This window comes from Neisseria weixii, from assembly GCF_042658245.1.
Classification (GTDB): domain Bacteria; phylum Pseudomonadota; class Gammaproteobacteria; order Burkholderiales; family Neisseriaceae; genus Neisseria; species Neisseria weixii.
The window spans coordinates 1-514 of sequence record NZ_JBHSPY010000081.1 but is presented as its reverse complement, the minus strand read 5'-3'; the positions used below and the strand labels follow the sequence as shown (position 1 = coordinate 514).

Sequence of the window (514 nt, the reverse complement as noted above, 5' to 3'; positions counted from 1 at the left end):
GGGCTGTATTTGAAGGAATGTGAATGGCATTTTAACCACATTGAAATAAAAGTTCAAATTTCTATTTTAAAACAATTAGTAAAGCAGAATTTATTCTAGTTGTCTAGTACAGCCCCAAAACCAAAACTGCCGTCATTTCCGCAAAGGCGGGAATGGGAATCCATCTTAAAATCTCAGAAACTTATTTTATTCAATAGGTTGCCATGCTCAAAAATGGATTCCTACCTGCGCGGGAATGACGTCAACTCTTTGTGCTGTGGCTTTTCAGGGAGTTTTACAAAGGTCTCAGCCTGAGACTTTTGCAAAACCTTTGTTAAACCTCATACAAAGTAACCATAGTTACCAAGTATTCCAATACTCCCCAAACACCCTAAAACCCTCTAAATTCCCTTTAAGCCGGATTTAGAGGATTTTCTTCATGGGCAGCTTCTTCAAACTGCCGAAACCATGGTTGGCAAGAACCTTAACTGCTTTCGCTTACTCAAAGTTCAGCTCATTACCGGCCGGCAACCCA

General features: G+C 40.3%; 1 pseudogene. It reads left to right on the top strand.

Annotation, left to right across the window (positions count from 1 at the left end):
* Positions 1-99 (top strand): annotated as a pseudogene (locus tag ACFPVS_RS13695) (IS1595 family transposase); the annotation flags it as partial.
* Positions 100-514: the final 415 nt, after the last annotated feature.